The sequence below is a fragment of the Arthrobacter sp. MYb23 genome (assembly GCF_002979775.1).
GTDB lineage: Bacteria > Actinomycetota > Actinomycetes > Actinomycetales > Micrococcaceae > Arthrobacter.
Genome location: NZ_PCPR01000047.1, coordinates 1 through 7,810, shown reverse-complemented (window position 1 = coordinate 7,810; position 7,810 = coordinate 1). Strand labels below are relative to the sequence as shown.

Here is a 7,810-nt window from a genome sequence, read left to right as displayed (position 1 = left end):
AGGACCCTCCTTCAAAACAGCCACAACACGGGAAATCTCCTCCCGCGACAACGGATCCAACGGATGCGAAACACCCACAAGAGCCTCAGTTTCAATATTCAAAGTCACGATGAACTCCTTTGATTCGATGTGTTTGATATGTCGATTGATCGATGGTTATTAGCCGGCAAGCAGCCACTCGGAGGCTGCCTTCCGGTAGCGGATGATGCCTTTGTATTCCGCCATGTCTTCCGGAAGTTCGGCCAGGACTTTGCCGAACCTTTCGCGCCAGGCAGGTACCTGTGCAATGTCCCTCAGGGGCAGGAGATAGCTGCGGATCAGGAACAGCAAGGTTCCCGTGTGGGGGAGGCGAATCAGGTGCTGGACTTCCACTCGCAGATGAAGCTTGTCCGGCATGTCCGGATCGGTGGCAATGGTGGCGCGGTCAGGCCCCCACTCGGGGTACGTCTCCGTGGAGGTATCCAGCCGTCTGCCGATGGTCATGGTCCAGTTGGTGCGCCGGAACTGTTCACCGGGCTGCAACCGGAGGAGGAACTGTTCGGCGCGGCTGATGATGCGTTCTTCCTTGACCCGCGGAACAGGGTGATGGATCTCCTGGAAGCTCATTCCGACGTCGAAACCGAAGGACCAGTCTGCGGCGAAGCTGACCAGGCCGGCGTCAAGCCACATAGTGTTATCCCTGACGTCCAGGAGGACGATGTCGTCCTGGATCTGAGTGCCGAGAAAACGCAGGGGTCCCATGGGGAGCGAGTCGTCGTCGCCAACTGTGAACTCGATCTCCAGGTCCTGGAGCTTGTTCTGCCATCGGCAGCTGTTGCCTTCGCGGTGGAAGGACATGATCTCCGGGTTTTCCTCCGCCATGGTGGGCAGCAGGGTGGCCACCGTGTCCCACACTGCAGGGCGCATGTGCGGCAGGACCTGCATGCGTGACGGGTCGCGCCTCAGAATCCGATCGCGGTCGGCGATTTCGTCGAGGTAAAACTCATCAATGTCTATTACCCCGGCACCCCAGGAGCCCACCGCAGTGGCCGCGGGGTTATTGGCCGGCTGGACGTTGGCGCTGTAGCGGTAGGTATCGCCGCTGAAGGGGAAAGGGAACCGCCGGATGCGGTCCGGGAGGGAGGTAATATCCGTGTCGTTGTCTATGGTGGTGCTCAAAGGTCCAACTCCAGTTCCGGGTCTTCGCTGCGTGAAACACAGCACATCATTGTGGTGTTCTCGGCCTTCTCCTGATCGGTGAGGTAAAGGTCCCTATGCTGTGGGGTTCCCTTAAGGACTGGCAGGATGCACTCGCCGCAGATGCCTTTGCGGCACATGTTGGGGATGCTCTTGCCCGCCTTTTCCAGGGTGTCCAGCAGTGAAATGCCGGCTGGCACCTCAAGCCGGAGCCCGCTCCGGACAAGGTTCACCATGAACGGCTCGCCGTCATCCAGCTCGGCTGCTCCAAAGGCTTCAGAGTGCAACCTGGCCGATGCCCAGCCCAGTTCACGTGCCAGATCCAAGACTGAATCCATGAACGCAATCGGGCCACAGACGTAGAGGTGGGTTCCAACGCCTTGGGTTGTGAGCTGCCCGGTGAGGACCTGCTGGAAGCTCTCGCGGTTGCGGCACTCGGTCAGGGCAGGTCCGAGTAGTTGCCTGGCCTCCTCCACATGCGCGCCCGCGCCGGGCCTGTAGACATAGATCAGTGACGATGTGGTGCCTCGATCAGCGGCGGCGCGTGCATGGGAAAGAACTGGCGTGATTCCAATGCCAGCAGCAACAAGGAGATGGTGAGTGGCTGTTGACGCAGGAGCAAAGGCACTGCGGGGCCGCGACACGAAGACCCTGTCACCTACCATGAGCCGGTGCATGGCCACGGAGCCGCCCGTGCCTTCCTCCACCCGGAGGACGGAGATGGTGTATTCGGAGGGGGCGTTGCCGGAACCCGTCAGCGAGTAGGCATTGACTCCTTCCTCACCGTACTGGACCACCAAGTGGCTGCCCGGAACGTAGGACGGCAAGTTCCTTCCTGACGGGTCTGCCAACGTGATGCTGACAATCGAGTCCGTCTGGGGCTTGATGTTTGTCACCTCAAGCTGCAGGCCTCCGTCCACTGCCGGATGGGGACTGATGGGGAGCGCCGTCACCGTCATGATGCCTCCTCTACATTGGCTTGGTACCCCAGATACGCGCCCATCCGGCGGGAAAAGTGGTCAGTGGTGGTGAGGTTGGTGCCGCAACTTTTGCACTTCACCTCGGAGCCGGCCACCCGAAGAGTTGGGGTGGTGGCGTGGCAATGCGGGCAGTAGATAGCCCTGGGTGCGGATTCTTCACTCAGGAGTGTCATCTCCTCCTGCTGGATTCCGCATTCTGCGGCGACTGCTGCCGCCGCACGAATGTCCGATGTTGGGCCGGCGAGCATGAGCCGGACGCCTACCTTCGAACTTCCGAGTGCCCACCGCAGCTCCGAGAGGGCTTCAGGGGTTGCGGAGTCGAATCGTAGATCGTGCTTGGGTTGACCACTGCCAGGTAGTTCCGCGGTGTTACCTGCGCCAAAAGACGCGCAGATAACACCGCGAAAACCGGGTTCCAAGCCTGTGCCTGCCGGTGGCATTGACGCGGAACGCACGGCGGGGTCCTACGGAGCGAACGAACGGTCGCCGGCGAAGAACCCGAGGCCGTACTCGGGTGTCTCGAACTTGACGGTTGTTCCCTTGGGGAAGAACAGCACGTCACGCTCTTTCGCGTGGGTCACTTCGCCTGTGGTCTGGTCGGTGAGGATGAACTCGCCCTGGATGACTACCTTCATTTCGTCGTACGTGTACGTGTACACCACGGGCTCTGACGCCTTGAGCTCGAAGAAGCCGGCGCTCATTACCGAGCCTTCGGGGTTGTGGAGGGCGTCACCGATGAAGGCTTCGCTTCCAGGGAGGTCCATTGACGGAATTCCGACATAACCGCCTTCCACCTTGTGAATGGATCCGGCCTTGCTGAGTGTTCCTACGAGCGTGTCCATGGGTCTCTCCTTTGAGTGAGTAATGGTGGGTGTAGAAAAGTCTCACTTCAAATGCATTTAGCAACTGAGTGAAAGGTGGGCGATTGGCCCGGGTGGGTGGGATGCTATCCCTGAAAGCCCTTTGTTTTGGGGAGTAGATGTGATTCCAACATCACCTGCGATCTTGTGATTCGGATCACTCTCTCGTTCCATAAGTAAAGCTACTCGAGCTAATACTTATAGTCCAGACTTTTTTGTAAAAACTTCATGACGAGTTTCCGGGGGCGACTTCAAGCGGCTCCAATTCGCAGCCCGCTGCCGGAATCGCCGTGAAAATAGCAGCGGGGCAGGACCGGCTGACCGGCCCTGCCCCCTGCGGGCATGGTTTCTCTCCGTAATGATGCCTGCGGACGGCGGCGTTTTTTCTGCAGCCTAGAGGCGGGTGACGCCCTCCAAGTCCTCTTCGTGGTGACCTGAAAGCTCGACGGCGGCAGCTGCCTTCTCCCGGGACCGCGCCGCTTCACGCTGCGAATAGAACCAGATGGGAAGGTATAGCCCGAGGACGATGAAGCCCACCCACGTCGGCGTCCAGCCGATCTCCAGGCTGTTCAAATAGACCACGCCGATCAGGCAGAGAGGCAGATTGAACAAGCCGAACAGCAGCGCGACGTTTGTCCAGCCCTTGGGCGCTTTGAAGGGCCTTTCAAGCCCTGCAAACGCCGGGTTCTTCTTGGCCTTTACGTAGGCGAAGAGGCTGATGCCGTTGGCGCAGGTGTATCCAATGGCCGATGCGGCGACGATTGCGGCGGGGTTGCCCATGAAGATGAGTACCAGATTGAAGAGGCCGATCACCAGCATGGCCACAAAGGGAGTGCCATTGCGGTTGGTCCTGCCCAGGGACCGGGGAAGGTTGCCTTCCATGGCCATGGAGTGCATGGCCCGGGAGGAGCCAAGGTAAGCCGTCTGCATAATCAGGACCATGGCGGCAATGAGCATGATGATGGTGACCAGCGAGCCGATACTTCCGAAAACTGCACTGGCAACCGGGATCAGGGGGGAGACGGGTTCCGCCCGGACTCCCTCGACTCCCAGCACGCCTATGACTGCCGCCTGAACCAGCACGAACGAGAAGAAGCAGATGATGCCGCAGGCAAAGAGGGCTTTGGATACGTCTTTACCTGGGTTCTTGTACTCGGGGCCGTAGATGGCGGCCGTTTCCCAAGCGCACGCGCTCCACTGGGCAATCGCAAAGATGCCCAAGAGGATCAGGATGTGGTGCATATCCCAGGACCAGTCGGCCGGCAGCCAATTTCCGGTGATGTTAGCCATGTCAACATGCCCGGTGGCAAACGGAGCCACGGTGAGTACCACCAGTGGTATCAGGGAAAACGCGGCAAGGACGTAGCCTAGCTTCGCGCCATCCTTGAGGCCGAACCAATTCACCACGAACAAGCCGCCGATGATCACTGCCCCCGCCATCAGGGCGAGTTGGTTGACGCTGAATACTTCGGCCAGAACCGGGAAAAGCCCATGAAGGTAGCTCCCTACCAGTATGGAAAAGATTGCCAGGACTGGAGTCCAGGCGAACCAGTAGCTCCAGGCGCTGAAACCGCCCAGCAGCTTGCTTTTGTCGTACCTGCCTTGATAATTCTCAGTGCGGAAAACGTGCTGTGCAAAGCCCGGCAGGCCGGAGGCTTTTGGGAAAGTGGTGGCCAACTCGGCGTAGGCGGCGTTCTGGAAGAAGCCCTGCACCACCGATAATCCCCAGACAACAATGGCTCCAGCCGACAAATACATGGGCAGATAGCCCAAGGATGGCAGGATCAGCAGGGGCACACCCAACGCGATGGCCAGTCCTTGCTTCCAATCGATTGACCTTGCCAAGCCGTCTGTTTGGCTGTTGGTTTTGTCTAAACGGTTCTCACTCATAGCAATCTCCCTTGACTGAACTAAGGGCCCGTCTTCTTCAGTTGGATAAACTTGCCGCCCCCAATAGCCCCGCTGAAACCCCTAAAAACGGGTCAGCGAACTCCACGGCAAGTTATGTCTTCACATTCAGAGTGCGCGTCTTTTTCCCCGCGCGTCGAGGCATGGACGAAGCTGTGGATCCGGATAACGAGCGCGCTGCTGCTGGTCGTCAGCGTGGCGCGGCCGGAGGTGAACTGGCGACGGACCAGGCGAGGTGCCGTCAACGGAAGAGTGATGATGAAGCGCCTGCGGCTGTGGGGCAGGCCTTCCGCTTACCGTTCCGAGCTTTCTGTGAAATAGATCACTTCAGAGGTTACCTCCATATACCTTCATTTCAACAGCTTTTATTGAAATGAATTTGAGAAGGTGCCCGGGGAGGCCTCGGTGCTAGCTGCCGTAGACCAGGGAGAGGCCCAGATGCGGGACGTCCAAGTCCATGCGCTGCTGGTCTTCGGGAGATCCGGGCTTGATGCGTTCGCCCACCAAGTACATCCCCGAGTTTCCCATGATGACGCGATTGCTGGCGTTCACCAGCGCCGCATTGTCCGGGATGGCGCGCAAGTCCGGCATGATCAGCGGTTCCAGGTCCTTGACCAGGATGTCACAGCCCGCCACTCCGGCGAAGGTGCCGTGGAGAGAGAAGGGCGCTGTGAGAGTGATGATGTATTCCTCGAAGCCGAGGTAGTCAATATACGGGCCCCAAAGAGTCTGTTCGCCGGTGGAAGCTGCAGTGGAAAAGAACGGGAGCTTCTCGTAGTCGTAGTAGCGGTTGCTGCCTGGAGTCAGGTCTGCATCGAGTTTCGCAATGGAGCCCGATTGCCCCCGGGACCACCACTCGAAAATGTGCCCCTCGGCCTCGACGGACTGGGCTGCGAAAAAGGTTCCCGCGCCTACGGCGAACGTGTTTTTAGCGAGGAACTCCCGTGAGAGCACTTCGAGTCCCAGCAGTGATGACTCGTCCACTTTCGGGCGGCCGGCAAGGTTCAATTCCACCAGTTCGGCAACGTTTCGGGCGAGGTGATTGATCTCGGCCAGGACGCCGCCGGTCCAATGGGCCAAGGCATGTGCAGCGTGTACGACTTCGTTGTCGAGCTTCATTGGGCATCCTGATTTGATTGGGCGTATCCGACTGTTAGCTTCGTATCAATCAGATGGAAAATGTTCCGCCTGATGTGTCCAAGCACCAATGCCTGGGCCTTCTCGGGCTGATCTTGCGCAACTGCCCGAACCAATTCCAAGTGTTCAGCGGTTGCCGTTTCGGGGTCAAATGCTACAGCAAGGGGCGTCCACAACTGCTGGACCGTCTCCTGTTGCAGCCTGATCTCGGCATTGGCGAGCCTGGGTGATTGAGCTGCCACGGCCAGCTCGACGTGGAAACGGCTATCGGCGGATGCGCGGTGCTCGGGGGAGTGGGCGAGTACCAAGGAACGTGCGAGCTCCTGGAGGCGCTCGAAGTCGTGAGCCTCTGCGCGTTCGCAGGCCAGCCTGATGGTTGCGGCCGCGATGGCCGCGTGTTCGTCTCCGATGTCCCGGATCTCCGAGATCGACGTCGATAGGAACCACGCCCGCATGGCGTCCGCTTGCGTTTGCGGCTGCTTGACGACGAAAGAACCGCCGCTCCGGCCCCTGCGCGTCTCGACGATTCCCTGGTCCCGCAGCGCAGTCAAGGCTTCGCGAAGAGTAGCGCCGCCAACTCCGAACATTTCCGAGAGCGCTGCTTCGGCTGGCAGGCGTTCGCCCACTTTCAGCAGGCCGAGGGAGATCGCCGTGGAGATTCTGTCGACGATGGCCTCGGCGCGCTCAATCTCCGGCAAAGAGCGGTAAATCTGCGACTGAAAAGAGGACGGCGATGCCAAGAATCTGCGCTCCGAAAGTTGGACTGCGGGTGGCTTCAATACTACAGACGAGAGTTACTTGAAAGTCTCACTCAAATCGAGCCTTTTTAATGCTCTGACTCCGGCTGAAATTTTCAAACGCCGTGCGGACCACTCCTTAAGTGTAGGAAGAACCGTCAGAAAACAGTGTTACCCCACCCCTTTTGATTCGGAAACATGGTTCTCAACCGAAAGAACTCCTCGACCCCCCGCAGGACGAGGACTGAAACCGAAGGGGACAAATCGTGAATACGACAGCAAGCGCGACGACTGCCGCGCACACCAAAGCATCTGATATTGTCCGCAATCTGTCCCTCGTCAGGGACGAGATCACGGGCACCGCAGCAAAGCTTGATGAACAGCAGATGGCCCGCCTCGCGAGTCACATCAGCCACCCTGGCCGCATTTTTGTTGCCGGCGCCGGCCGAAGCGGATTGGTGCTGCGCATGGCCGGCATGCGATTGATGCACTTGGGTCTCACAGTCCACATCGCTGGCGATACCACCACACCTGCCATCGCATCGGGCGATCTGCTCCTGGTGGCTTCCGGATCCGGAACCACATCGGGCGTCGTCAAGTCAGCAGAGACAGCAGCCAAGGCCGGTGCCCGCATCGCGGTGTTCACCACCAACGCTGATTCGCCGCTTGCCGGGCTCGCCGACGCTCTGGTCATCATTCCGGCTGCACAGAAGACCGACCATGGCTCCGCCGTTTCCAGGCAGTATGCAGGATCGCTTTTCGAGCAAGCACTGTTCCTGGCCACCGAAGCCATCTTCCAGTCCCTGTGGGAAAGCGATGCGCAGCCGGCAGAAAAGCTTTGGCTGCGTCACGCCAACCTTGAGTAAACACGCTGTCCCCAGAGCACCAAACCCTGATTTTTACACCCCATTGAAGTAACAACAGAAGGAAAACACCATGAAACTCCAGGTTGCTATTGATTTGCTCACTACCGAGGCTGCTCTTGAGCTGGCTGGTCAGGTTGCGGAGTACG

At 59.1% G+C, this 7,810-nt stretch carries 8 protein-coding genes and 1 pseudogene; 2 read left to right on the top strand and 7 right to left on the bottom strand.

The annotated features are described in order from the left end of the window. Positions 1-159 precede the first annotated feature (159 nt). From CQ020_RS23805 to CQ020_RS23775, 7 genes are all read right to left on the bottom strand, one after another. Positions 160-1,158 (bottom strand): DUF3445 domain-containing protein, encoded by a 999-nt coding sequence (locus tag CQ020_RS23805; RefSeq protein ID WP_105694304.1) that lies wholly within the window; start codon positions 1,156-1,158, stop codon positions 160-162. Next, positions 1,155-2,135 carry a PDR/VanB family oxidoreductase gene (locus tag CQ020_RS23800; protein ID WP_105694303.1) on the bottom strand — a complete coding sequence of 327 codons (981 nt, stop codon included), beginning with the start codon at positions 2,133-2,135 and terminating at the stop codon, positions 1,155-1,157. The genes CQ020_RS23805 and CQ020_RS23800 overlap by 4 nt, the downstream gene beginning before the upstream one ends. Further along, positions 2,132-2,611 (bottom strand): dimethylamine monooxygenase subunit DmmA family protein, encoded by a 480-nt coding sequence (locus tag CQ020_RS23795; protein ID WP_105694302.1) that lies wholly within the window; start codon positions 2,609-2,611, stop codon positions 2,132-2,134. The genes CQ020_RS23800 and CQ020_RS23795 overlap by 4 nt, the downstream gene beginning before the upstream one ends. Before the next feature lie 9 nt (positions 2,612-2,620). Continuing rightward, the gene (locus CQ020_RS23790; RefSeq protein ID WP_024819177.1) at positions 2,621-2,998 is read right to left on the bottom strand and encodes a cupin domain-containing protein; all 378 of its coding nucleotides are present in this window, start codon (positions 2,996-2,998) and stop codon (positions 2,621-2,623) included. A 411-nt stretch (positions 2,999-3,409) separates the two neighbouring features. After that, positions 3,410-4,906, bottom strand: a complete 1,497-nt coding sequence (locus CQ020_RS23785; protein ID WP_105694301.1) for an APC family permease — start codon at positions 4,904-4,906, stop codon at positions 3,410-3,412. 426 nt (positions 4,907-5,332) lie between these two features. Next, positions 5,333-6,043 carry a cache domain-containing protein gene (locus CQ020_RS23780; protein ID WP_105694300.1) on the bottom strand — a complete coding sequence of 237 codons (711 nt, stop codon included), beginning with the start codon at positions 6,041-6,043 and terminating at the stop codon, positions 5,333-5,335. Further along, positions 6,040-6,759 carry a FadR/GntR family transcriptional regulator gene (locus CQ020_RS23775; protein ID WP_258142182.1) on the bottom strand — a complete coding sequence of 240 codons (720 nt, stop codon included), beginning with the start codon at positions 6,757-6,759 and terminating at the stop codon, positions 6,040-6,042. Before CQ020_RS23775 ends, CQ020_RS23780 begins: the two co-directional genes overlap by 4 nt. Positions 6,760-7,064: 305 nt before the next feature. Here CQ020_RS23775 and hxlB point away from each other — a divergent pair, with 305 nt between their 5' ends. Together hxlB and CQ020_RS24680 are read left to right on the top strand one after the other, a co-directional pair. Further along, on the top strand, positions 7,065-7,664 hold the full coding sequence (hxlB, locus tag CQ020_RS23770; RefSeq protein WP_105694299.1) for a 6-phospho-3-hexuloisomerase: 600 nt from the start codon (positions 7,065-7,067) through the stop codon (positions 7,662-7,664). A 70-nt stretch (positions 7,665-7,734) separates the two neighbouring features. After that, a pseudogene (locus tag CQ020_RS24680) lies at positions 7,735-7,810 on the top strand (3-hexulose-6-phosphate synthase); the annotation flags it as partial.